This is a genomic window from Rhizobium rhododendri, assembly GCF_007000325.2.
GTDB classification, from domain to species: domain Bacteria; phylum Pseudomonadota; class Alphaproteobacteria; order Rhizobiales; family Rhizobiaceae; genus Rhizobium; species Rhizobium rhododendri.
The window spans coordinates 1,189,088-1,214,100 of sequence record NZ_CP117268.1; the positions used below are offsets into that span (position 1 = coordinate 1,189,088).

Annotated in this window: 17 protein-coding genes and 4 pseudogenes; 7 read left to right on the forward strand and 14 right to left on the reverse strand. The window is 53.8% G+C overall.

The genetic code is table 11. The features are described 5' to 3' along the window. Window positions 1-285 precede the first annotated feature (285 nt). On the reverse strand, window positions 286-567 hold the full coding sequence (locus tag PR018_RS23230) for a hypothetical protein (RefSeq protein ID WP_142832081.1): 282 nt from the start codon (window positions 565-567) through the stop codon (window positions 286-288). A 942-nt stretch (window positions 568-1,509) separates the two neighbouring features. Then, the gene (gene galU / locus PR018_RS23235; protein ID WP_142832082.1) at window positions 1,510-2,397 is read right to left on the reverse strand and encodes a UTP--glucose-1-phosphate uridylyltransferase GalU; all 888 of its coding nucleotides are present in this window, start codon (window positions 2,395-2,397) and stop codon (window positions 1,510-1,512) included. Window positions 2,398-3,146: 749 nt separating this feature from the next. Between galU and PR018_RS23240 the strand changes: the two are divergent. After that, a pseudogene (locus tag PR018_RS23240) lies at window positions 3,147-4,205 on the forward strand (UDP-glucose dehydrogenase family protein); the annotation flags it as partial. A gap of 19 nt (window positions 4,206-4,224) precedes the next feature. On the opposite strand, the gene PR018_RS23245 reads toward PR018_RS23240, so the two are convergent. Then, entirely contained in the window at window positions 4,225-5,022 is a 798-nt protein-coding gene (locus tag PR018_RS23245; RefSeq protein ID WP_161991018.1) for a GGDEF domain-containing protein, read from the reverse strand. A 475-nt stretch (window positions 5,023-5,497) separates the two neighbouring features. On the opposite strand from PR018_RS23245, the gene PR018_RS23250 reads away from it, so the two are divergent. After that, window positions 5,498-5,668: a hypothetical protein gene (locus PR018_RS23250; protein WP_153816495.1), complete on the forward strand. Its 171-nt coding sequence runs from the start codon at window positions 5,498-5,500 to the stop codon at window positions 5,666-5,668. An 859-nt stretch (window positions 5,669-6,527) separates the two neighbouring features. After that, window positions 6,528-7,310: a CDP-diacylglycerol diphosphatase gene (locus PR018_RS23255; RefSeq protein WP_244615546.1), complete on the forward strand. Its 783-nt coding sequence runs from the start codon at window positions 6,528-6,530 to the stop codon at window positions 7,308-7,310. 214 nt (window positions 7,311-7,524) lie between these two features. Here the strand turns inward: PR018_RS23255 and PR018_RS23260 are convergent, their stop codons facing one another. Both PR018_RS23260 and PR018_RS23265 read right to left on the reverse strand, forming a co-directional pair. Continuing rightward, window positions 7,525-8,631 (reverse strand): polysaccharide biosynthesis/export family protein, encoded by a 1,107-nt coding sequence (locus PR018_RS23260; RefSeq protein ID WP_481900265.1) that lies wholly within the window; start codon window positions 8,629-8,631, stop codon window positions 7,525-7,527. A 1,592-nt stretch (window positions 8,632-10,223) separates the two neighbouring features. Next, window positions 10,224-10,373, reverse strand: a complete 150-nt coding sequence (locus PR018_RS23265; protein WP_153816496.1) for a hypothetical protein — start codon at window positions 10,371-10,373, stop codon at window positions 10,224-10,226. Window positions 10,374-10,991: 618 nt separating this feature from the next. Between PR018_RS23265 and PR018_RS23270 the strand changes: the two genes are divergently transcribed. After that, window positions 10,992-11,762: a transglutaminase-like cysteine peptidase gene (locus PR018_RS23270; RefSeq protein WP_244615547.1), complete on the forward strand. Its 771-nt coding sequence runs from the start codon at window positions 10,992-10,994 to the stop codon at window positions 11,760-11,762. Between the two features lie 1,033 nt (window positions 11,763-12,795). Here the strand turns inward: PR018_RS23270 and PR018_RS28565 are convergent. From PR018_RS28565 to PR018_RS23285, 4 genes and pseudogenes are all read right to left on the reverse strand, one after another. Further along, window positions 12,796-13,191: a beta-barrel domain-containing protein gene (locus PR018_RS28565; protein ID WP_142832085.1), complete on the reverse strand. Its 396-nt coding sequence runs from the start codon at window positions 13,189-13,191 to the stop codon at window positions 12,796-12,798. After that, the gene (locus PR018_RS23275; protein ID WP_142832086.1) at window positions 13,155-13,499 is read right to left on the reverse strand and encodes a putative HlyD family type I secretion protein; all 345 of its coding nucleotides are present in this window, start codon (window positions 13,497-13,499) and stop codon (window positions 13,155-13,157) included. The genes PR018_RS28565 and PR018_RS23275 overlap by 37 nt, the downstream gene beginning before the upstream one ends. Further along, window positions 13,465-14,397: pseudogene (locus tag PR018_RS23280) on the reverse strand (ATP-binding cassette domain-containing protein). Before PR018_RS23280 ends, PR018_RS23275 begins: the two are co-directional and overlap by 35 nt. A 131-nt stretch (window positions 14,398-14,528) precedes the next feature. Further along, the gene (locus PR018_RS23285; protein ID WP_142832089.1) at window positions 14,529-15,953 is read right to left on the reverse strand and encodes an O-antigen ligase family protein; all 1,425 of its coding nucleotides are present in this window, start codon (window positions 15,951-15,953) and stop codon (window positions 14,529-14,531) included. Between the two features lie 531 nt (window positions 15,954-16,484). On the opposite strand from PR018_RS23285, the gene PR018_RS23290 reads away from it, so the two are divergent. The 3 genes from PR018_RS23290 (at window position 16,485) to PR018_RS23300 (ending at window position 20,093) form a co-directional block, all read left to right on the forward strand. Further along, the gene (locus PR018_RS23290) at window positions 16,485-16,949 is read left to right on the forward strand and encodes a hypothetical protein (protein WP_142832091.1); all 465 of its coding nucleotides are present in this window, start codon (window positions 16,485-16,487) and stop codon (window positions 16,947-16,949) included. A gap of 89 nt (window positions 16,950-17,038) precedes the next feature. Next, window positions 17,039-19,324, forward strand: a complete 2,286-nt coding sequence (locus PR018_RS23295; protein ID WP_425064172.1) for a polysaccharide biosynthesis tyrosine autokinase — start codon at window positions 17,039-17,041, stop codon at window positions 19,322-19,324. Window positions 19,325-19,334: 10 nt separating this feature from the next. Then, complete coding sequence (locus tag PR018_RS23300; protein ID WP_142832095.1) at window positions 19,335-20,093, forward strand: hypothetical protein; 759 nt, start codon at window positions 19,335-19,337, stop codon at window positions 20,091-20,093. 78 nt (window positions 20,094-20,171) lie between these two features. Here PR018_RS23300 and PR018_RS23305 read toward each other — a convergent pair whose 3' ends face one another. The 5 genes and pseudogenes from PR018_RS23305 to PR018_RS23330 form a co-directional block, all read right to left on the reverse strand. Continuing rightward, on the reverse strand, window positions 20,172-21,251 hold the full coding sequence (locus PR018_RS23305) for an IS630 family transposase (RefSeq protein ID WP_111223089.1): 1,080 nt from the start codon (window positions 21,249-21,251) through the stop codon (window positions 20,172-20,174). A 307-nt stretch (window positions 21,252-21,558) separates the two neighbouring features. Further along, window positions 21,559-21,813, reverse strand: a pseudogene (locus PR018_RS23310) (ATP-binding protein); the annotation flags it as partial. A gap of 653 nt (window positions 21,814-22,466) precedes the next feature. Further along, window positions 22,467-22,610, reverse strand: coding sequence for a hypothetical protein (locus tag PR018_RS23320; protein WP_153816503.1), 144 nt, complete (start codon window positions 22,608-22,610; stop codon window positions 22,467-22,469). A 515-nt stretch (window positions 22,611-23,125) separates the two neighbouring features. Continuing rightward, entirely contained in the window at window positions 23,126-23,827 is a 702-nt protein-coding gene (locus PR018_RS23325) for a sugar transferase (RefSeq protein ID WP_244615599.1), read from the reverse strand. Between the two features lie 612 nt (window positions 23,828-24,439). Beyond that, window positions 24,440-24,964 (reverse strand): annotated as a pseudogene (locus PR018_RS23330) (IS630 family transposase); the annotation flags it as partial. Window positions 24,965-25,013 lie beyond the last annotated feature (49 nt).

Consider the following 25,013-nt stretch of genomic DNA (forward strand, 5'->3'; position numbering starts at 1 on the left):
GAATGACATATTCGCTGTCACCAGTCTTGTATTACTATTTTTCGTTGTCAACAAAAGAAAAGAACATAACACCCGGGCCTGAAGCAAGATCTGCTAAAGTCAATTTGTCAAAGTGCCTCGGCTTACTTGCCCATGGACACGCTATTGCACCATTATCGAACAAGGTTGATGAAGATCCGGGCTCAACACCTCTTACAGTGCCTTGCCTTTTTCCTGATATGTGGCGTGGTTTTTATCGTCTTCGGCCGATTACTCCCGAGAACGAGGACGTCGCCATGGGCTTTCCTAACCGCCCATCATCCCCGCACACGATGAGCACCGCACGCCCAAATGGTCGTCATAAGCCCCCTTGAGAAGGTCGATGTAGTCGACGGACTTGAATTTGGCAGCCCACGGAACCGGGCCGCTATCACCGCGCAGTCGGTCAATCATTGCCTTTTTCCAGAAACCGTCCTCAAAGTCCGAATTTTCAATGCGAAAAATCGAACCGTGCGCTTCACATTTTGCAAGATTACCTTTTGCGACCAAATATCCCGTAGCCAGAGCCAAGAAGTCTTCTTGCTGCATTCCTTGCCTTTTCGTCCCATGACCGTCTGAGAGGTCAGATCAATTTGCGTAAAACTCGAAGCGACGCAACCCTAAATACAACTAAATATTGACTCCGAAAGTCTTCAAACAATTATGAAGGGTCTCTATTCCTCGAGATCGAGGCTTGGTCACGATGTCAACGCTTCCAACGCCTGGCGGACTTGGCACGGGTCAAACTCTCTTCTGCCGGTTGACTGAAGTAGATATGCTCAGGCTGGCATTCCGAAGCTCAGCTTCACCTATCTTCATCATGCTCCAGGAGACTTCGGCGCCTGCAAGCGCTGTGCATGCGGGGTCCCGTGTACGTCGGCGCCGACGGCGCCATGCTTGTCAAAGGCGAACCAAGGCTCGGCTCGCGCATTGAACTTGCGGAAAAACAGCGGTGGTGATCGCTCGATCAGCGACGTTGTAATATGAGCCCTTCCAACACCGGGGCGACCGATCGGCGCTTTGGGCGGACTGGTGTGCGATCACCTTGCGAGATGGACAGTCGTCGTTGAGATACCATAAGAGTCCTTCTCGCTTGACGACCCTCTGCGGCAAATAATGGAAAGCGGCAAGCGCGATCCAGCCCCTAGTACCCCGTCAATTTTATCGTGCGGAGACTGACGCCTTGGATTGAATTGGCTTTTTGGGTCGTTTGCGTGCAGTTGTTCTTGGACTTTTGGAAGTATGGCGCCGATTTTTTCGCATGGGAACTCCCGAGCAATCACCAAGGCTCTACGACTGTTGTGGGATGATAGTTTCGCCAGTCGCAAACTTCCATGTTCTTGAGGCAAAGATCATCGCTTTGAGTGCGCCGAATTTGTCGGAAAGGTTGACCAAAGGAAATCATAGCGCCGGTTAAGCGTAAGATCGGCTGATGTCCCAACACTGACATGGAACGCCGCCCGCCCCCGAAAGGCGAGCAGCGCTTGGTCCTTACTTCAGGGCTGCGAGCAGCGCCTTGAAACCGTCTTCGACGGACGGACGGATATCGGCACGCGACAAGGCGAAGGCGACGTTGGCGAGGATGAAGCCATCCTTGGCGCCGCAGTCATAGGTTTCACCCTTGAAGTGGTAGCCAGCGAAATCCTGCTGCTTGGCAAGCTTCAGCATGCCGTCGGTCAGCTGGATCTCGTTGCCGGAGCCGCGCTCCTGATGCTCGAGGATGTGGAAGATCTCGGGCTGGAGAATGTACCGGCCGTTGATGAAGAAGTTCGACGGGGCAGAACCCTGCGGCGGCTTCTCGACCATTTCGGTTACCCGGAAGCCGTTGCCGATGCTTTCGCCGACGCCGACGATGCCGTATTTATGGGTCTGGTCCGGCGCACATTCCTCGACGCCGATGACGTTGCCGCCGCTCTGCTCGTAGAGTTCGATCATGCTTTTCATGCAGCCGACATCGGATTGCATGACCATGTCGGGCAGCAACAGCGCAAATGGCTCGTCGCCGACGATTTCGCGCGCACACCAGACCGCGTGGCCGAGGCCGAGCGGCTCCTGCTGGCGGGTAAAGCTGGCCGTGCCGGCAATCGGCAGCAGGTTGTTGAGCAGCGTCAACTCGGCCTTCTTGTTACGCTGGCGCAGCGTCTGCTCAAGTTCGAACTGGATGTCGAAATAGTCCTCAATGACGTGCTTGCTGCGTCCGGTGACGAAGACAAAATGCTCGATGCCGGCTTCCATCGCCTCATCTACGACGTACTGGATGACCGGCTTATCGACGACCGTCAGCATTTCCTTCGGTACTGCCTTTGTTGCCGGCAGAAACCGCGTTCCAAGGCCAGCGACCGGAAACACAGCCTTACGTACTTTCTTATGCAGTCCCACACTTACCTCCTGGGCGATCCGCCGCCCCTCGTTGATTGAAAGCGACCACATGGCTAAATTAAAAATGCTACGATTTGGCAAATAGAATCTGCGGCCTAGTAGCATGGTAAAGAGTTTTGGGACGCAGTTTGTCAAACTCAACTTTCCTGAAACAAGAAAAATAAAGTACCCGCCTGAACTGGCACGCTTGCGGCACAGAGCTAGCAAGTCGTCTCGGCACCTATCCGGCAATCATCTTTAGCTTCCTATTCTATTGCACTTGTGGGCACCGAAGCCCGCCTGTATTGGCACGACGAAATATTATCGTTTTAGACTTATACATCACCGCGCTCAAACCGGATTTTTGGATTTGCCAAGCCACAAACGCCCGGAATAGCCTACCAGCGATAGAAATCCCACGAATAACCGTGCAATGGAGGAACGTGTGGAGGTGCAAAGCCCCACCTCTAGCCGGCCTCGCATCCGATCTGCTCACGTCGGCATCTACCACACTGACGAACGGGCCCTAGTCGCGAAACATGGCCCATGTCTCACCGTCCTTCGCCGCTCGACGCGTGGAAATGTAGGTGCCGCAGTTACCGTAGTTTTTAATGTTGACTGGCAGGGTACGACCTTCAGTCACGCTGGTTTTTGTTCGCAGCTTACAATAGTAGGTCACAAATCAAGATTTCGCTTGCGTTGCATTGCAGCGAAATCACCAATAATAAAATCCAGTGTCGCGTTGACGTTGTCTGAAAAGAAGAAAATCGATGCGTATAACGATGATCGGGTCTGGTTATGTGGGTTTGGTGTCAGGCGTCTGCTTTGCGGATTTCGGCCATGACATCATCTGCGTCGACAAGGACGAGAAGAAGATTGCAGCCTTGCGGGCCGGCGAGATCCCGATCTTCGAGCCGGGGCTCGAAAGTCTCGTGGCGGAAAATGTCCGCTCGGGCCGACTGTCGTTTTCGACGGAAGTGGCAGAAAGCGTCGCCGCCAGCGATGTCGTCTTCATCGCCGTCGGCACCCCGTCGCGCCGTGGCGATGGTCATGCCGACCTATCCTACGTCTATGCAGCTGCCCGCGAAATCGCCACGCACGTCAAGGGCTTCACCGTCATCGTCACCAAATCGACTGTTCCTGTCGGCACCGGCGATGAAGTGGAGCGGATCATGCGCGACACCAACCCGGACGCAGACATCGCCGTCGTGTCCAACCCCGAATTCCTGCGCGAAGGCGCCGCCATCGAGGACTTCAAGCGGCCGGACCGCATCGTCATCGGCCTCGACGACGATCGTGCCCGGGCCGTGATGACCGAAGTCTACCGGCCGCTCTACCTCAACCAGGCGCCGCTGCTGTTCACCTCGCGCCGCACGTCGGAACTGATCAAGTACGCCGCAAACGCCTTTCTCGCCATGAAGATTACCTTCATCAACGAGATGGCCGATCTCTGCGAGAAAGTCGGCGCCAATGTCCAGGAGGTCTCCCGCGGCATCGGGCTCGGTGGCCGTATCGGCGCCAAATTCCTGCATGCGGGCCCAGGCTATGGCGGCTCCTGCTTTCCGAAGGACACGTTGGCTCTGGCAAAGACCGCCCAGGATCACGACAGCCCGGTGCGCCTCATCGAAACGACCATCTCGATCAACGATAACCGCAAGCGGGCCATGGGTCGCAAGGTGATCGCGGCTGTTGGTGGAGACGTTCGCGGCAAGAGCGTCGCGGTCCTCGGTCTGACCTTCAAGCCGAACACCGACGACATGCGCGACAGCCCTGCGATCTCGATCATCCAGACCTTGCAGGATGCCGGCGCCAAGGTGGTCGGTTACGACCGATGCCAGATCGGATGCATTATCCCCACGATGCTGCAAGATGCCCGCTGTGGATGACACAATTACGGCCCGATGATTTTGCAAGATACAGCGCTTGGTCGCAGGCGCTGAAGAGCATCTCGAAGGAACTATAGTCCTCTTGATCCGCGACACCCCCAGAAACCGTGACTGCGACGCGTCCAGATCCCGACATAACGCCGCGCGCAGCGACCATCTCGCCGAACCGTTTCGCTAGCGCCAACCGTTCAGATGGCGTTAGCTTGCAGATCAGTACCGCGAACTCTTCTCCGCCGATGCGCGCTACCGGGTGATCAGCGCCAAAAAACTCCGCGAGTTGATTGGAGACGGCGATAATTGCTTGATCGCCGAAGGCATGCCCATGCTGGTCATTGATAGCTTTGAATTTATCGATATCGAAGAGAACTAGCGATGAACTGCGCGGCGCCAGCGAAACTTCGTCGAGAAAAGCCCTCCGGTTCAACAAGCCGGACAACATATCGGTGCGGCTCAACCTCTCGAAAGTCGCTCTTGAGATGGTCAGATGATGGATTGCCAATCCGACGACATAGACAACAGGAAACGTGATGCCAGAGGCGACGAGTGTTGATATTATGAACCCAACCGCAGCAGCTGGTACTACATCGTAGGGAAGAAGCCCAAGTGCATTCAACGAAAAATGCGCGACCAAGTTCAATAGATCGGCGGTAATAGTAACGGCTGCCGTCATACGAACGGCAAATAGCCATACCTGCTCACGGCTTTCAAAGCGATCTGTCGCACACGCTCGCTCGATGTATCGTTCAATTGAAAATGCCATGTGCGTTAGACCCTGTGAAGTCGCTTTCGAAAACCTTGGGCTGACTTCAACCGCTGGAGATTTCATGATGTCAAATACGACGAATGAATAGAGGGCAAACTCGTTGACTTTCCGTCAATATGCCCCTTCGCTTATTAAACAACGCCTAAATTGCGATGACGTCCATTCGGCTGGTGTCATTTTGGGGCAGACCAGCTTCACGATGAGGCACCATTCCGTATACCTTGATGTATCCCTTCCCACGAGATCGTCGGCAAGTTAATCTAAGCCATGTCCTTTACCTCTATAAATGGACGCTACGACATGGGCTGCATACCTGGGTCGCATGCCAGCAGCTTTCCTATTGGTAGTAATAGATTGCCTTGAACTGTGGGAATAGCAGGAGAGTTTACCTTTTCGACTAAGATTAAAGACGGGTTGCAGTTGCGAAGCCCTGCGATTATGGCATGCTCTTGTCATGAAACCGGAGGAAAGCATGCCGACATCACTGCAGGACACTTTCGAACGCCTCGAAACTGAGTGGAAAGAGCTTCGCGAGAACAACGACGATCACACTGACAACCAGAACGAACTCGATGCTGCCCTCGCAGAAATTAGTGTTCAACGCATCAAGGAATTGGCGATATTGGCAATAGTTTTCCGTTGATCCGTGTTTTCAAGGACAGGTTACGGTTCACACGAATATTTCCATTTTCACGCACGTCTTCCACCAAGTGAGAAATAGCACAGATGAAATATGCACTTTTAGCGATAGTGATCCTTGCTGCACCGGCGGCACAAGCCCAAACCGACACCCGCATTGCGCGGCCTGGCTGCATCGGGTCAGACTGCGGAATCACCCAAAGCAATCGACCGGGCGCCTATCTTAGAAAACCCCCCTCCGATCGCATTAACAGGCTGAACCAGAAGACCGGTCGCTGCTACATTGACGGCCGCGGAAAGCGGATTTGTAAACACTAGGCTGCGAGTGCCCCTCTTGCTCGGCGGTCGTTAACCGTCTCATTAAACCATCACGAAAGCATTTCCTGGCCAAGGTCACGATCGCTCGGTAGACAATCAGTGGCACATGTGAAGAGGAAATTAACAATGCCTGCTGACACATCATCGTTTAAGTACGCGATCGAAACCCGCGCGGTAAGCTTCGGTAGATGGGTCTACGTCATTTGTTTGAGTGAAAACAAGAGTAGGCCAAGCCGGAAATTTCCGACGCAAGAAGCTGCATTGAGAGAGGCCAAGGAGTTACTTTCCTATATGCGATAGCAGATGCGCTCGAAAACTTGAAAAAACGGGAGTGCCTGGTGCGAACGTCGGTCGCGTGCGCAAGAATCGCGATGAAATTAGTTTAGCTCTCTGATCATCGTAACAAAATCTCACTGGCATTGACTGCTATCATGGGCCTAGTTCTCGATATAGGTTGAGCAGCGGAATACCAAGTTATTAGATGCTTTTTCGACGAAAATGGGGTAACGGTCGAGCTCAGCTATCTACACCAAATTGAGCCAAGTTTGCTCGACACCCAGGACTTCGCACTGTTCATGAACTATCGCCGCTTCTTTTTATCGGCCAGTATCGTTGTGGTCGCGGTCCTTACCAGCTCTTTCGCGAGCCGCTCGGCATTAGGCCTTGTGATCGACAGCTGTAGGTTCAATCTTTCCGTGACGGGTTCGACATTCCCCTGTTTGAAAATCGTACAGTCTCCACGCCCGTTGGCGGCCTATGCAATATTGCGGGAGCCGACGCACAAAGAGCGGACCATCCTCACTCCGCTTGACGCCATCAGCGGCATAGAAGATCCGCGCCTTATGGTGACAAATGGGCCGAATTACTTCGATGATGCCTGGAAGGAAAGATCGATCATTCTGGATGCCTATCCGCAAAAGGACGAGTGGCTGGATGCAGCCCTGGCCATAAACGCTGCAACGAACCGCACGCAGGATCAGCTCCATATTCACATAGGATGCGTCTCTACGCGCTTTAAGTTCGCACTAAACGGAAAAAAAGACGAGATCGATGACCTTTCCTTCAGGAAAATAAGAACAAATACCCCCTGGCGTTCATTCTGGGTGAAGTTCTACGCTGCTGACAACCTGAGTGACATCAATCCGTTTCACATCGTTGCAGAAGATGTACCAGGCGCGCGCGAAAACATGCAAGATATTGCTATTGGCATTGTAGGGGGCTCGTCGAGAAGTGGCCAACGGGGCTTTTACATTCTTGCTCAGCTCGTCGGGGATAGGGGGTTTCAAGGTTCGGCGGAGGACTTGCTAGATCCAAAATGCCGCCGGTAGGCGTCGTGCCAAAGAGCCGCACCGCATGTCTGCGCTGCCGGAAAGGCTTGCACAAAATTGCGAGGTTATCTGACAGTCCGGTCCGACCTCATATCGCTCGCAGATCAAGTATTGGAAAGCTTCGCTCCTGATTTCTGTCGTCAGCGCAGAAACCAGCTCACCATAAAGTCCTGAGACCCTAGCGTTTCACTGAGGCTTGCTGTCCTTCTTTGCTTCAATTGAGCGTGCGGATTGCGTCTCGCGTGGTAACGGCGTCGGAAGTTGTCCCCGATGCTGTGGACGTGATCGAGTTCGCAATATTCAGGAACTTGAGCAGTTCGACCGAATCCGCATTGGAAATGTACAAGACGTCCTTGTCCTGCAGTGCAAATTTCTGCGCCGCGAACAGGCCAGCCGGATCCCGCAGGTTCGCTCGGAACACCACCGGAACAGTTTCATCACGGAACGACGCTGTGTTGATGTGCATGTCCTGCAAGATCTTCTTATCCACCAAGCGGTATAGCAAAACCTGGCCTGGGTTTGCCTGCGTATCGGAAAGCCCCCCAGCCTTGCCAATACCTTCATTGAGGCTGAGATCGGTATCGTCAAAGTCGAAGCGACCGTTCGTCCCCGCCGCACCAAAGGCCACGAATGTGCGGCGATGACGGTCGGCGAAGATCGTGTCGCCGGGCGCGATATAGATATTTTCGATCGGGTTCTTGAGAAGCGTTTCGTAGGCCACGGTCGCCGTCTTGCCGCGCCTTTGAAGGGTGATATTGGTTTCCATGCCAGGCGTCGCAAGACCACCTGCCTCGGACAGCGCGTCAAGAATACGATCACCGGCGGGACTAACTTCAATTTTCTTTGGACTGTTAACGTCCCCGAGCACGGCAACCTGACTCGACACAGAGCTTACGGTCGAGATCACCACTTGCGGCTCGATCGCTCGGCTCCCCAGTTTGTCTTCGACGTTTCGCTCGACTTCTTCTTTCGATTTTCCAGCCGCGACGATGCGTCCGGCGTAGGGGACGCTGATCGTGCCGCCGCGGTCGATGGTCTGATTTGGGAGTGTCACGAAGTTGCCTGCGCGGCTACCCGCATCGGCTGGAATAAAGAGGCCGCCCGACTGGGATTCAAAGATCGAGACTTGGACCACATCGCCGTAGCCGAGTGGAACATCTGGAGCCCCACCGCGGCCGCCGCCAAAACTTTGCTTCAGTGAGGCGATGGACTTCTGGTCGAAAAATCTCAACGTGTTCTGATTCAGATCAATCATAGCGTAGTCGATGCCGACCTTACGGTCAGGAGATGAGACCTTTATCGAGGCCTGAGTGTCTATCATTTTCGCATCTGGCCCAGAACGGGGCAGATATGTGCAGCTGGAAAGCAATAAAATGCTTAAACAGACGAGGCTCGTACGCGAAATTACAATTTTGCTCATCTAAAACCCAGTCGCTTCTGCACTAAAGGATAATCACTGCCTCTATGTCAGAAGCTTGAAACCAGTAGCACTCCTGATGTAAAAAAATAGTATCAGTAACACTATCGCCAGCATTGTATCTGCCGTTAAAGTTAACGCTATTTGCGCGATCATCTACTGCAATGTCAATCGCAAGGTCCGTCGATATGATCGGAAATATTGTTAATGACACGCAGATTTACGAAACAATGTGGCAAGAGAGGCACAGCAGACTTGCGACCGACCACAGAAGCTTTCGCTAGACTCTCTTTTACCCCACATGGGGTTGACTATGCTATAGGGCATGGTCAAGCGGAATACAGCTGGCGAAGGCTTATATTTCCATACCCAAATGGTAAAGAATTTTGTCGCCGTCATTTTAAGGTAAGCGGAGCTGATGCTATCTTGGCTCATCGCAATTGCGAGATGCTCGGTCCTTCGAGCACCTTCTAATTTGTGATATGGCCTTTTTCGGGTGTACCACAAAGCCTTCGCCCCACATGGGCTTTACTGGATCAGGATAATTTCAGGCTCTGCAACGGCGCCGACTGAAACGGTATTCGTCAACCGGCTAACGCTTTGCGCAAGCGGACCAACATCCGCTGAACATTCACCCTGCCCGATTGGCAAGTTCGCCTGTTGACGCAGGCGGTTCGTGATGGCAGCGTCCCAAGGTCTAGTTCTCTCTACATCGAGATCGATCGTTTGGTTCGCACTCGCTGTGCCGGTCAATAGCGGCTTATGGGCTGCAGCGAAAACCGGGAAGGCAGTGCGAGACGGGCACAAATCAGTTGCCGCCATTCTGTGGGCAGCCAAAGTTTTGCCCCTCTTCTCGACGGCGACCGGCCGATCATTTCCGGATCATCCCAGGCATAGCCAATGCGACACGCCGCCCTTCCGTGGGCAGTGACTGTTTTTGGCAGGAGAAAGTCGGGGACGGCCTTTGATTGAGATGCTCAGAGCCGTTTGAAGATCGATCGGTGCCGGCCAAGCCGCGAAGCGTAAACGAAACAGCTATTTCCCGTATTGTCTAGCGCTCAATCTTAGGGGGGGGTGGGCAAACTTGGTGCGCAGACCCCCAAGCAATTATCTCACCGGTTCGGCTTGCCCAGGGCCGACTGCAGGAACTTTGTGTTTCCAAAGACCCATAAGGGATCTTATTTCATTTTATGTGCCAGAGTGTTACAAATATCAGTTCGAGCGAGGCAAACTGTTTGAATATAGATCAGATTTCGTTACGAGTTTACCGGTTGTTAGCTCAGTCCAACGCCTTATCGAGACACATTTTCCGGGCTGAACTAGCCTCGTGATATGACGAATCGATTAAAATATCTGATCATTGCGATCTTGATTTCACTGATGATGTGGGCTGGCCTAGTCGGCTTAGGCCTATGGATCATCACTGATCCTCCGCCCTCTGGCATTATCACCGGGACCAATCCGCCGCCTCACGACAAGTAATCGATGGGCTGCCATCAGCGTTTGTCCGAGACGGCAGCTGTGGTGCTCATATCGATGCCGTCGATGGATTTTCCGCTTATCCAGACCGCGCCTGAAATCAGGCTGCTCCAGAGGCCGATCGAAACCACGAAGGCAATGAAAATGTACTTTATCCGCGTCGACATCGGCTACACCAATTTTCTACTGAAGCATTTAAGACGCTGCCGCGTTAATTTTAGCTTAGCTGATTGAGTAGAATGGGATGGCATTCGGCAAGATACGCTTTTGAAGCTCGGCATGGTAAATATTGTCTATCTCGGATTGCTGCCCAGCCATCTAATGTTTGCATGCCTACCTATATCCTCCAGTGAAGTCGGAGTCGGCCTCACTCCTGGGCTGGCTGCGTGCGTCTGAAGGGCCCGAGACGGACGCTGTCAAATACATGGCCGACAGCAATCTCCTTCGCTCCATTCATCTGCCGCTTAAATGCCCCCTTTCCCAGTCATCATTCATTGGCGGCAGCGCCAGCAGCTCATTCCGATCACTCTAGCGTGCACATCAGACCGAACTGTCGCCGATGCTCAATGGGTTGAGACCATGTCGACCGTCGAAGAGACAGACCGACTGCCGTTCAAAGTAATCGCCCATCTCGCGACACGGTACGTCACAGCGATGGTACGGGCGAGATCTTGAAGGGCAGCTAAGTTTCTATTTCTCTGCATAAGTAAAACTTTACTGTTTTGTCCTACAAAATCTCCACTGGCTCTTTTTAAAAGGCGTCATCTGCAAAGGAGATGAAACGGATGCTTAGTGCAATTATTTCAAACAAAGTCGCATCATCTTTCATCGCGCCGGTCGGCATTTTCCTTTCCATCATCACTATGCCAGCAGTGTCGCATGCTGCAGGGCCCGCCGGCCAAGCGAAGGGGAGTGACACCGCCATAACCCGTATCGTTGAAGGTGAACGCACCTTGGCACCGTTCGCAAGTGTCGTTTTTTGTGTTCAGCAGCCTGATCAGTGCAAAGACACTGGGGGTGCCGATGTCGTCATGCTAGACGAAGCCCACAGGCGCGAATTGACCGACGTTAATTCCGCTGTCAACCGTTCGATCCGTCCGGTCAACGACCCGCCCGGCACCGATATCTGGAGCGTTGATGTTGCACAGGGCGACTGTGAAGACTTTGCCCTGACAAAACGCAAGCACCTGTTGGCTTTGGGATGGTCCTCCCGAGCACTTCGGATCGCTGTCGCACGGACACCGTCTGGCGAGGGCCATGCCGTGCTGATCGCAAATACGTCAGAAGGCGACCTTGTGCTCGATAACCGGACGGGCCGCATTAAAGACTGGCTCTCGACAGATCTGCACTGGGTGATGTTTCAGTCGGAACAAGGTCCGCAGCGATGGGTCGGGCTGAAGACAGGCCGGCCAGCGACAATGATGGTCTCCAAAACCCCAGAGGCCCCTGCAACAGCTAAAATCACCCCGAGGGAGTTGAAAGCCCACCATCAGGGGCGTGGCGTCCACGCTTTGAGGAAGGTTCGCACAAGAACAAGCTCGCGCAGATCTCACTAAAACCGGCACCTCCGTCAAAGAACCGAGTTCGAAAACCATTCCTGGCAAACAGCGTCGTATTTTCCAACTGACGCGAGAGTGCGTGAAGAGACCAAGCCCCGCTGCAATTTTAGCTTCTCTAGCTGATCATGTTTGTCCCTTGCCGATCTTTAACACGAATTTCTAGGTCTTGCGCGCATCTACCTAATGTTGCGAGTGTCGTCACCGCCTCTAACAAAGATGTATGTCGGCTCCAGTTGCCTGGTGCGAATAGCTTTAAGCGCCCCAGCGGGGCCACCGCGACTAGGGTTGTCCATACGTTAGCCCCCCAGCACCCACCATCAATCAGAACATGTAACGAAGATCTGGCGCTTCCGCCCTTTAGTCTTCCAGCCCGCACCGTGCCAGTGCAATCTCCCCAATTTCTCTAGTGCTGACGCTCAAGATGTCGATCCTGTCAGCCGTCGACCACATCGATCCGAGCAGCCCTTACGGATCCAGGGGCTGCATTTCACTATGCTTATGTGGCGCAAAAAGGCCTTCCCATTCTATCGCCAAGGGGCCTCACCAGACTCTCCGCTACTTATCGATACGGTTGGCATTGAGAAGGGCTGGGCTTGAGCGAACGCCGTGGTTGACATAGGCGGGAAGAGCACATCATCCGTAGACCACAAAGGACTGAGTTCTCTGCTCTGCCACCGCCCGCCGACGCAGCCAAAGCCCTATCGATAGCTACCGGCATCAGGGCGCGGCGGCGCATCACACACCCCGCTGGCCCGGATGCCGCCGCTGTAACGCGAACGTGGGACAGGGCAGCGTCGGCCGTATCAAGCTTGCCTCGCATCGGTTAGATCTCCGCGACCGAAACCTTTCCCGCCTCCACGACAGAACCGCATTCGCCCTATTTCTTCTTACCGCAAGCGTTCCCCAAGCGGAAGGTTTCGCCATTTTCGCACATTGAAGACTGCCTGTTTCGAACAGTCTGATGAAAATGACCGTCGCGATGCAAGGAGGTTGAGTTCCCCCCGGCACCCATGGAAATTGCACTCCGGTCTTACTGTTCACGCATGCTCTTTGTGGAACGCGTCTGTCGTTGGCTAACGATGTACTGAGCAAACGTCCGCTCGTCAGTCGAGATAATGACAACTGGAGGCATCCCGGGAAGCAACCCGGCCGCGAATTTCCGGTGGGACATCCTTATCGTTGACCTCGATACGGGCTTCGTAATACGGCGCCTCGTTTGCCTGGCTTCGATAACGTCTTGGGAAAGAACGGTTACCTTCCCAAACACGGCTGGCGTCGTGCGGCTAGAGAAAGACGAGAAGCGAACCTCGGCCTTCAGGCCGCTTTTGACATTGTCGATATCAATCGGCTTCACTCGGCGGCCCGGATAACACCGCCTCTTTGAGCTGATCAATACGCATTTGAAAATACCAATCCGGCCGTCCATTGTTCGCTTGCGATCGGCAAAAATCGTCTTCTGTAGCGTGATTGCTGCGTCAATTGCTTGGCTATTTTGGTTAACAGTTCATGGGGAAGCGAAATTACGTCGGCGTTGCTGCTCTCTGCGACGAGCCGCGCCTCCTGCGCCCGCAGGAGTCCAGCGCGATCTCTCAGGTAAGTGTACGTGCCAAGTGCCTGCGTTTGGTCGAGCCGCAACACGATATCACCAGGCTCGACTATATCGCCTTCCTTAGCAACGATCTCCGAGACAATCCCGCCTTCAAGATGTTGAACTGTCTTCCGGTTCGATTCCACGGAAACGGTCCATTGGCCACAACGCCGCTAGCAATCGGCGCCCAAGAAGCCCAGGTTCCAAAGGCTCCGAAACCGAGAATGATGTCAGATACCCAGCCTCGATGTAGGGAGTCGGAGAAAAGTCTCTGGCTTCATCGGGCCTCCTTGCCGGAGCAGAAAACGTCGTTTTCCCGTCGGGGTGTTGCGATTTGGCGGACACGGTCATCTCCTCAAGCAACTTTGCGGGTTTGTATTGCGCTACCCACCGCGGGCACACCCGTGTGGGTGGGCTTTGGCTGGAGAATGTCCTGGGTCGGACCAAAGAGCGCACGCGTCCGTCGGCAAGCACCAGGGTTTTTTCCGCGAGTGCGACAAGGCTCATCTCGTGGCTGATAAAGATCACAGCCTTCATTTTTGCCTTCAAATCCCCAATGACCTGCAAGAGTGCTTCCTTTCCTTCACCATCAAGATTGGCATTTGGTTCATCGAGAATGATGACTGCCGGGTTGCCGAAAACGGCGGGGGCCAGTCCAATTCTCTGGCGTTGTCCGCCGGAGAGCGGTCGTCCCCCTGCACCGATCTGCGTGTTAGCCATCAGGCAGGTCCCGGATCATTTCGTATACATGCGCCGCCTTTGCGCCTTGATGATGTCCTCAGCCGATGCATTCACGTGGAAACGCGATATATTCTCGGCGATCGTGCCAGCGAACAGTTCTACGGACTGTGGCAGATAGCCGAAATGATTGCCAAAGTCGTCCTTATTCCAATGCTGAAGCTCCGATCCATCCAGCCTGACCGTGCCGCCAACAGGAGGCCAGACACCCACCAAGGCCCGCACTAGGCTCGACTTGCCAGCACCACTGGCGCCGACGACGGCTACAGCCTGACCGGGCTGTACGTGAAAGCTGATCCTGTACAGCTTATACCGCGCCGCGGCTGACTCGTTTCCGACGGGCTGCTGACAAAATCATAGCCAACGAAGAAACCGGCAGATCGGCCAAATATCTAATCCAACGGCTAAGTTCTCGCCAAGCTTCCCCAGGCCACCCTTCAGCTCCTGCTATGAGCCGATTTGCCGAGAGAGACCGTTGAGGTTGCAGCCATTATAGCTCCGAAATAGGCCGCCATACCCGGTATTTGCAGGGAAAAATCGGCGAGGCCATGTAGGCTTACCAGCACAAAACTTGCCAGGCCCAGCGCAGAATAGGAGCGCATCCTCCGTCTGTTTCTCATGCCTATAAGCTGTGCAATCACAAGTGCCAGAACTCCGACGCCAAGTATAACGACGAATGTTATGCCGAGGCCGATAAAGCCGTCGAGATAAAAATTATGCGCGCGTTCCCAAATAGAGGTAATGCCGCATTGGGGGTCGCGATAGCGCGGAAAAGCGTATCTAAACGAGCCAAACCCGTTCCCCAGCAGAGGCTCCGTCTTTGCAAGTTCGATGATGCCAGGCAGCACGCAGTAGCGGCTGTCCTCCCAGCCCAACATTTCGGCCCGCAGGAGCACCCTCCCCCCGAGAATGCCCACTACCAACAATACTAGACCGCAAGCCACGGTTGTGTTCAATAGAGCCTTGCGCCGAGATGGTGCGGCGGAGAAACTTTCGGTCCCCCTCGTCCGCTGCAAGGAAAGAACGCATACAAGAAAAAGAAATGCGACGACCGTGCTGCCGATCGCTCCCCGCGACTTCGTCAGACACAACGCGACCAAAGAACAGGCAAGGAAAAATGAATTCAGCAGAAGGAACGACAATCCTGCAATCTTAAGAGGGCGGTTCGACGACACATACTGGACCAGTGCCGCCAGTGAAATTTCTCTCGAAAGCGACCAAACATGGCGTGCGAGCGTGAGACACACTAAGCCTAGAAAGGTGCCTGCGGTATTTCGGTTGACGAAAGTCGCCGTCAAACTGTCTGGGTAGGCAGTTTTTGGAAAAAACAGATTAGTTTCGGGAAAGAAAATGAATTGGACAAGACCATAGACCGCCAATATGCCTCCACCAATAGCGAGAATGGCCGTAAACCTGCGCGCTTCGCTGTCGGAGCGAATGACCATGAGCCCCGTCAGGAACGTGAGCATTGGGACGGCCAAAAACGAAAGTGCGGCGATCGAATCCGCAGGTTGAATTGAAATTGAACCACTTTGAGGAAGGGAAGCAGTTTGTAGGCCGAGCCAAAGTGGGTTCACGAAGCCGGCGCCAAGGCCAGAAAGCGTCTGGATTTCGACCCAGCCCGAGGTAGCTACCGCCAGGATTAGAGCTGTGGCAAACAGCCACCGTGTCTTCACCGGAATGCCGAGAACGATCCCGGCGACTACTGCAGCAATGCAAGCAAGCATCGTCGCTGCGCCAAGCGGGATCGGATCGACCGCGCCGAACGGCACGATCGCCGACAGCAAAGACAAGAAGTATAGGAATTGCGCGAAGATTTGGAGATTAAGCTTTTGAGAAGCGACAATTATATTCTCAGTCATCGACCAGGTTATCCGGAGTGCGCGGGCGGTACTATATTACACGAAAATATGCGTGGTCATACAACCCTAACATTCGAAAGCTGAAATAATAATTACGTGGATTTCATATTAGTAATGGGAGCGAGAGCACACGCCTCTTATTTTAAGCCTGTCCGTTGTTTTGCTCACGCTGCAGCACTTCTTATCTAAAGATCTTAACCATCAATCTGAAAATGCCTGTTTTTTATGACATCTAGGGGTGCTGCAATATTAAAGGCGCTTGCACGTCACATGGCGAGAGTGTAGCGATTAACGCTATAGTAATCATTGTTAGCAGGGGGTTAATCCGTGGGCCTTGGAACTAAGTATTTCGTTAGCACAAGCCTCACTTTAGCTGCCCTTGCGTTCGCTTTATCTAGTGCTTCAGCGTTGGCCCAAGCCGCTCCGGTAGCATGCTTTTTGTCTCCTGCTAAGGTTGCTGATGGCGACATTGCATCATTCTTAGCCAATCCGAACACCCTGTTGTCGGACTTTCCGTCCGCGGGATTGCCTATGAGCTCGAAGGTCCGCGGACTAACAGGTTCTAGCGCGGCCGCATTAGACCCCATGATAGCTTTGGTCAAAGAGGCAAACGCGCCTCAGAAATCCGCAATCGGCTCTGGGCTGGCTCGTGCCGTAAAATCCTGCCAAACCGCCACCCCCGACTACGTATTGCTCATCCAGCAAAAGATCGCAGCCGCGAATGATGCCGATTTAACGACGGCATTTGTGGCAGGGATGGACGACGTTCAAACCGCTTCGCTTGGTACGTCAAGCGCAGGTAATAGCACAGCATCTGGCATCACTAGCAGCGGAGTGCCAGGAGGATCGTCGGGCCGAGCGTCGCTCGGCGACACGGCGATCAAGACGATCGCCACCGTATTCAACCCGAGACAAAGCAGCACCTTCACCGTCGGCAGTTTTGCACGTTTTGCAAGAGTAGCGACAGAGCAAGATCCAACAAGTCCAGTAAACTGAAACCGGCACCGTACCCTGTGTTGGTTGGCTAAAATCGACGGGTCGCAAGCCAACGCGCCCCACGCATGAAGAAATTTGAGGATTCCAATTTGCTATCGCCCGACAAAATCGACTCTCTTCGTAACGACTGGGATGAGGATGAAAGTCCTCTCCAAATCGTCGACGTTGAAAAGCTTCTTGCCATTGCCCGGCGTCAGTGGAGGATTGTCGCTATTTCCGTGGTTGTTGCGGTACTTATAGGTATAGCTTATGCAGTCACCGCAGTTCCATTGTATACGGCGACCTCGAGCTTGTTGATCGATCGCGGAAACGACAGTCTGGTCAACAGACTATCGCAGGAAGACAGCACGCCTGCCGCAAACGATGAAGCATCAATACTCAGCCAGGTAGAAGTGCTCAAATCAGATACGATTGGCCTGTCAGTCGTCGATCAGCTGAAGCTGGGCGAAGACCCGGTTTTCATGGCTTCAGGATCCTCTCTGATCGGAAGGGTGCGTGGCGCAATCACCGCGGCGCTGAACCCGACGAGATGGTTTGTGAGCGCCAATGTCGATGCTGATCTCGCGGAAAAGAAGAGACGCGACGCATTGAGACGTGTTCAGGAGGGGATGGATATTACGCGTGTAGGACGGACCTACGTTTTGAATATCAGCTTTACATCCCCTTCTGCCGACCTCTCCGCAAGCATCGCGAATGCGATACCCGACGCCTACATAACTGACAAGCTGGATTCGAAGTATGATTCGACGCGGCGTGCCAGCGACTGGTTGCAGGCACGTATTGACGAGCTGAAGCAAAAGTCTTTGGAAACTGACGGCGCGGTTCAGAAGTTTCGCGCCGATAACGGACTGCTGTCCACCGGTGGAACTCTAATAAGCGATCAGCAGCTTTCTGAACTGAACAGCGCACTCATCGTCGCACATTCCGACACTTCCAAAGCGAAGGCCCGTTACGATCGGATCGCCCAAATTGTCAAGAACGGTCAATCAAACGCGGTTGTGACGGACATTCTTGACAGTGCGGTTTCCAACGATCTTCGGCAGAAATATCTGACGGCCTCAAAGCTGGAAGCCGACATCTCCAACCGTCTGGGCCCAAATCACGTACGCGCGGTCCAGCTTCGGGGCGAGATGCAGGAATATGAACGACTGATGTTCGAGGAACTATCCAGATACCAGGAGAGCTACAAGAGCGAGTATGATGTCGCCCAAGCCCGGGAGAAGGATCTCGCAGACAATGTTGCAAAGGCAAAAGGCGAGAGTGCTGTCGCGGGGCAAACCGGCGTGCAGCTTCGGGAACTGGAGCGCGCCGCTGACTCTTACAAGAATCTATACCAGTCCTTCCTGCAGCGTTACCAGGAAGCGGTTCAGCAGCAATCCTTCCCGATAACTGAAGCACGAGTGATTACTCGGCCCGTCAAGCCGGACAAGCCAAAGTATCCACGCAAACCCCTAGTAATCGCATTGTTTGGCGTGTTGGGGGCGGCGTTTGGTTCGGCCGTCGGTGGTTTCAGAGAAATGAGAGATCGTTTCTTCCGCACAGGCGAGCAGGTCAGAGACGGGCTTCATCTGGAGTTTCTTGGTCTGGCGCCTCTGATAAAGGTCGGAGATATCAAGCCGACGGGCGTCGAGGAAGGACATCCGCGAGGCATCCGCCGCGCAAACAACATATCAAATTATGTGGTAGAGCATCCGATGTCCGCCTTTGCAGAGACACTGCGGAGCGCCAAGATTGCCGTCGACTTGGCCAAGAAGGGTCCGGGGGCTAAAGTGATCGGAGTTGCCTCAACTCTGCCGACGGAAGGCAAATCGACGATCTCGATGAACTTCGCCGAGCTGCTGGCTATGCAGGGTGCGCGTACGCTCTTAATTGACTGTGACCTTCGCAACCCTGGCACGACGCTTTCGCTAGCGCGGCATGCTGAGGCCGGTCTCGTCGAAGTGCTGACGGAGGGGAGGTCGATGAAAGAATTGCTACTGCTAAACGACAAGACACGATTGGCGTTTTTGCCCGCGGTCGTTAAACGTCGAATACCGCATTCGTCGCAGCTTTTGTCCTCGTCGGCCATGAACGAATTGTTGGATAGTGTCAGAACGAGCTTTGATTATATAATTCTCGACCTACCGCCGCTCGCTCCAGTGGTGGACGCAAGAGCGATCGCTGCCCAGGTTGACGCATTTCTTTTTGTCGTAGAATGGGGCAAAACAACGCGAAAGGTCGTTCGCTCGACTTTGCGCACCAATCTGGAGATCTTCGACAAATGCATCGGCGTGATTCTTAATAGAGTCGATAACGAAAAGATGAAATTGTATCGGGCTTATGGCTCCAGCGAGTACTATCACTCAAGGTACACAAGCTATTATCGTGAGGACTGAGGTCGGCAAGGTGCGTTCACGATTTAGTCCCCTCAACTCGCTGTACATCGGTCTCGCACTGTTTTTTCTTTGGATAGCCATTGATGAATTGAAGACGACCGTTCGATTTTCCGACATATTTTACCTGAACGCAACGTTGACACAGCAGGATTCGGCCAATGCTGTCGCCATAGGCAGATTTGCATTGGAGGCAGAAGCCGTTATTACGAATGGCGAGTGTCGAGCGGACGTTGTCAGCGGAGGCATGACGTTCGTGCTTCGGGATCTCGATATGCAAGATGTCGTGAACCATTACGAAGCCTGGGCGGCTTCGATGGCAAGGGCTGATCGTTATATCACCCACGCCCTCTCCTGCAACCCGGGCGACGGCGACCTTTGGGCTCGTCTCGCCATGATACGTCAGGCGTCGAGCGAAAATGCCGATCAAGTTTTCTCCCTTATGAGCCGGTCAGCACTTTTGGCACCTTCGGAAATGTATGTCATACGCGCGCGTTTCTTTGTCTGGAGGAAAGCTACCGTAGCGACGCTGGATCGCTCTGCGGATATCTTGCAGCATGACATCAGGACCGTTCTGAATTATGCTTATCCAAAAGATATTGTCGATGTGTTGGCGAATGCCGGTGACAATCTAAAACCACATATACTTGAGGCTGGGAAATTGATCCCGGCTGCAAGACTGGCTGCCTTAAGGGCAGAGCATATTGACCCACTACGCTCTGGGATATATTGCGGCGACTGCCGTGGAGATAGAGAACGCGAATTGAAGTAATGCACTTTCATTGTCGAATAGGTCCGTGAATGCGTCGAAAACCAACATTCCCGAATCTTTGATCCAATTGCGCGGCGACTAGTGGATGGAATCTAACGCTTGGTGCCCGCGTTTAACGGCGGCGATGATTTTGTCGGGATCGGCGGTCCAAGTGAAGGGCTTTGGCTTTTTGTTGTGCTCAACGAGGAAACGGTTGATGGCGGCCTGGAGATCGACGACGGAATGGAAAACGCCGCGTTTCAGACGCCGCTTCGACAGCCTGGCGAAGAAACCCTCCACCGCGTTGAGCCATGAGCTTGAAGTCGGAGTGAAGTGGAAGGTGAAACGCTCGTGACGGTCGAGCCAGGCTCTCACCTTGGGATGCTTGTGGGCAGCATAGTTGTCGAGGATGACGTGGACGGCCTTGTCGTCCGGCACCTGGGCGTTAATGGCGTTGAGGAAGCGGATGAACTCCTGATGACGATGACGCTGCATGTTGCGGCCGATGACGGTGCCGTCGAGCACGTTGAGGGCGGCAAACAGCGTGGTTGTGCCGTGCCGCTTGTAGTCGTGGGTCATGGTGCCGAGCCGACCCTTCTTCATCGGCAGGCCCGGCTGGGTGCGGTCGAGCGCCTGGATTTGGCTTTTCTCATCGACCGACAACACGACGGCGTGGGCTGGCGGATCAACATAGAGGCCGACAACGTCTCGCAGCTTGTCGACGAATTTCGGGTCGTTGGACAATTTGAACTGCCGCCACCGATGAGGTGCGAGGCCATGCGCTTTCCAGATACGCCTGACTGCGCTGGCGCTGATGCCGGCGGCCGTCGCCATCATGTCGGCCGTCCAGTGCGTCGTCTCGCCCGGCGGATCAGCCAGCGTCAGGGCCACCACACGCTCGGCGACATCGGGTCCGAGCCGCACAATACGCGACGGCCGCGTCTTGTCGCGCAGGAGACCCTCGACGCCTTCTGTGGCGAAGCGCTCTTGCCAGCGCCATACGCAGGTCTTCGATTTGCCGGTCTGGCGCATAATCTCGACAGTTCCGACGCCATCGGCACTCAGCAGGATGATCTCGGCCCGCCAGACGTGCTTTTGGGGCGCATTGCGATCCCTGGTCAAGGCCATCAGGCGTTGGTGATCTGTTGGCGAAACGGTGAACGATATTCCTGTGCGCATGCGCCAGACTCGCATGCCAACCCAGCAAATGGAATCCCATACAGGACTCTTATGTCAGGCGGTAACCACTAGAGAGTATCGCGTCTGATCTACCGGCAGTGTTTTCTTTGGATGAAGGTCGGCATGGCACGTCGATATCGACTATCCGAAAATGTCTTTCATAAAGGAAATACGCGACAGCGAGCCGATAACCGGCTCAAAATGCGGATTTCGCTAAATGGGGACAGCGGTTTCAGCAAGTTGCGGACAAGCGTTTCGCTAAGTCGCGGACAACGGATGCGATCGAATCCCGGTTGCCTTGTTGCTGCTACGCGTGATTGATTTCGGTTATCTCGTCACCGGTCAAGAGCGTCGACGTTTTTCGTTTGTGCATGCTGTCGCCTTAGAGAGTGATGCGGTGTGCGTTGTGATTAATGCGATCCAAAATCGCATCGGCCAAAGTGGCTTTTCCAATCATTTCGTGCCAGGCGGCTACCGGAAGCTGAGCTGTGGTCAGGGTCGATTTCCTTCGATATCGCTCCTCGAAGATTTCGAGCAAATCGAGGCGCTGTCGGTCATTCAGGGTATGGGTCCGCGACTTCTGAAATACCTGTCCGGGACTTTGTGAAAGCCGCATCAAAAGCCATGTTATTACGGAAATCCACGATCACACGCGCTCCGTACATGAGACGGGTTGCCCTGTCGCCAAATGGCTGAAGCGGTCGTCGCTTGTTAAGTTACTGACCAGACGAAGATAGCCGCACTCAACGATCCTGTCCTGAGAAGAGGAGGCCGGCATTTTCGCATCCCGTCGGCATACAGTAAAGCCGCTCAACGACTGTCGCTACACGCTCCAATCGACGATCCCCCACCCGACACGGCCTTCCTTACATCGTTGGCTTCGACGTCATGGAAATTCACTCCTACCCGAGGGTCGGAAGCCGCAAAGAAGACGCACAAGCTACCCAATCGGCCATTTTATAAAAATATTTCCGAGGTTCACACGGCAGTAGGTCGACTCTATTGCTTCGTAGCCGTAAATCGGACGTTCAAATTAGCTTTGTCCAATTGGTTGAGAATGCAACCGGAAGCGTTGCAAGAAACTTACTGCGTGCTCTGGCGATAGCAATAACATACAAAGTCCACCTCGTTCTAACCGATAATATGACCCACCTCAGCGACGGCTGCGTCCGTCAAGATGGTGTAATTTTGGGTTGTAGGACCGGGGCGTCATGATCAGGCGGCTTTGGGTGTAATTTGAAGTGTGGTTTCCTCCTCGATTGTCGTTAGGTTTAATACACTTTCGGCGATAGCTCGCAGGAAATCGCTGTCGCCTCTCTTCGCGGCAAGCTCGGGAAGAGGTAATCTGTCGTCGGTCATCGGTGTCCCTTTCGGTTTGGTTGAAGTCTCGCAACTCCACCTTCTCCAACAGGCCCGGTGCCCACCTTGCGCTCAACAAATACGGCAGCAAATTATTCTCAGCCGTTTCCACTCAAAGCGCCCCCCAGAAATTACACCACGTGCGGACGCTATCTCAGCGACCCGATCGGTGATGGCTGGACCCCTGAAGATATCATCGCAAAGCGCCGGGTATATCTGTTATTACGCTGCCAGCTAGTTCAATTGGCCTGCGCTAATCTCCAGATCGAACAACTAGTAAATAAACCGCGACATCCACGGAGCAACAGCCAATCAAGTATCGCGACTGCGAACGCTTCCCTTGCTACAACCACGAGCAGTTACGTCACCATCTCATTTAAGCCATCGGCCTACAACTTGAGATGACGACTGATGAAGCTCGGCGGCCTCACACCTTTCGAATTAATGTAAAAATCTGGACAACCGAGCCGCACATGGCGCCGATCAATCCAACCATTAGGCACGGGACTAAACGTCTAAAAGCCCTTGCCACCTCGAAGCTCCGAAGCAATCGTCCCCAGCATAATCTGGATGTCTAGCAAAATTGAAAAGTTTTCGACATAATAAATATCTGCCGAAATTCTGGCGCGAGCCTTGGCAGGCCGATCGGTCGGTCCGCGCAAGCCGCGCATTTGGGCAAGACCCGTCAAACCAGGGCGTATGGAATGCCGCTCATGGTAGCGCGGAACGAGTTCTTCGTACTGCATTCCGCCAGCTAACATTCCGATCGCGTGACAGCGCGGCCCCACAAGGGACATGTCACCTCGAAATACGTTCACAAGCTGTGGCAGCTCATCCAGATTCGTCTTGCGAATGAAAGCACCGACGCGTGTTATCCTGGGGTCCCCTCTGACAGTTTGGGAGATTCCGCTTGCGTCGCCCATTTCAGAACGCATCGAGCGAAATTTAAGTACCCGTATCTTTGTATCATGACGGCCCCACCTAAGCTGTGTGAATATAGGCGAACCTTTGCTTTCCAGCCGAATAGCGAGCATGATCAAAACGAGCAACGGTGCCAACACCACCAGTGCAGCTCCAGATAGGAGAACGTCCATCACCCGTTTAACAAGAAACTGCAAGCGTACTCCGAGGACTTCATTCAAACTTTGAGCGCTTTGGGATTTAAGATTCTCTGATCCAAGGACACTATTCAGGCCTTCATAGAAGGTATCTTGCATCCCAGCATCTCTGATCATAGACAAAACTGTAACCTCATAGTAAACCAAGCGCCGAAGTAAGCCATACCTCACTTAAACAATTCAGTCACTAGCTAAGTACACCTTTAGTTAACTATTGCTCAGCAATTTTTGATACATATTTTCCGCTATCAACTTATATTTCGTGTTTAGCGGCAGTCGATATGCGCTGCTTCTGCATAGCGGCGCCCAAAAAAGGCGTGTGAGTACCTGTCGGTACGTTCCGCACTCGTAGATCGCTCGATTGGTAAGTTCGACCCACAAACATCCTGACGGACGATGCAGTGGAGTATTTGTGGTACGTCACTGGGGTTTTGCCTTCGGTTGCTCGCCGATTGCGCGGTTCGATGCCGGTTTTGCCAAGAATCAACTGTTGCGGCTAAGTGGCGACAGGTTCGAGCATCCGCCTAGACAATTGCCGGCCAACGAATGGAATTTTTCCGACGTCAACTCCAGTGATAGCCTGGGGGAAAATTGCTGGCCTTTTAAATCGATCAGAAACTGACCGGCATCGGCTATATCCGGAAGCACATCTGACACAAACTAATGCCTAATGTCACTTAGCTCCCAATGGGTAATACGCGTCCTCATTGATCAGAACCCATCGGCCCATTCTCTGCGTCCGATGGACATGATCCGCCAAGGCTGGCTCTCAAGTTTGCGCCAGGCGTCGCAGCAATGGGCGACGATGTCATCGTAGGATTTGAAGATGCGGTTGGAGAGCCAGTTCTCGCGCATGAAGAGCCAGAGATTTTCAACCGGGTTCAGCTCTGGCGATTTCGGCGGCAGCGGCAGAATAGGGATGTTGGTGGGGACAACGAGTGCGTTGGACATATGCCAACCGGCCTGGTCCATGATGAGGATGGCATGTGCGCCATCGGCGATGTGACGGGATATTTCTGCCAGATGCTGGGTCATTGCGTGGGTATCACACCACGGCATGACGAGAGCGGCGGCCTTGCCGAGCTTGGGGCAGATGGCACCGAAGATGTAGGCGGAGCGGGTTCGCTGGTCATGCGGCGCGAACGGCCTTGAGCCTCGCTTTGCCCAGCGACGGGTGAGCTTGTTCTTTTGCCCGATCCGGGCCTCGTCTTGGTACCAAATTTCTATTCGTTTTCCTTGTGCCGCTCCGCTCGCAATCTCTGCCACTGCGGCGGGGAAGTTATGG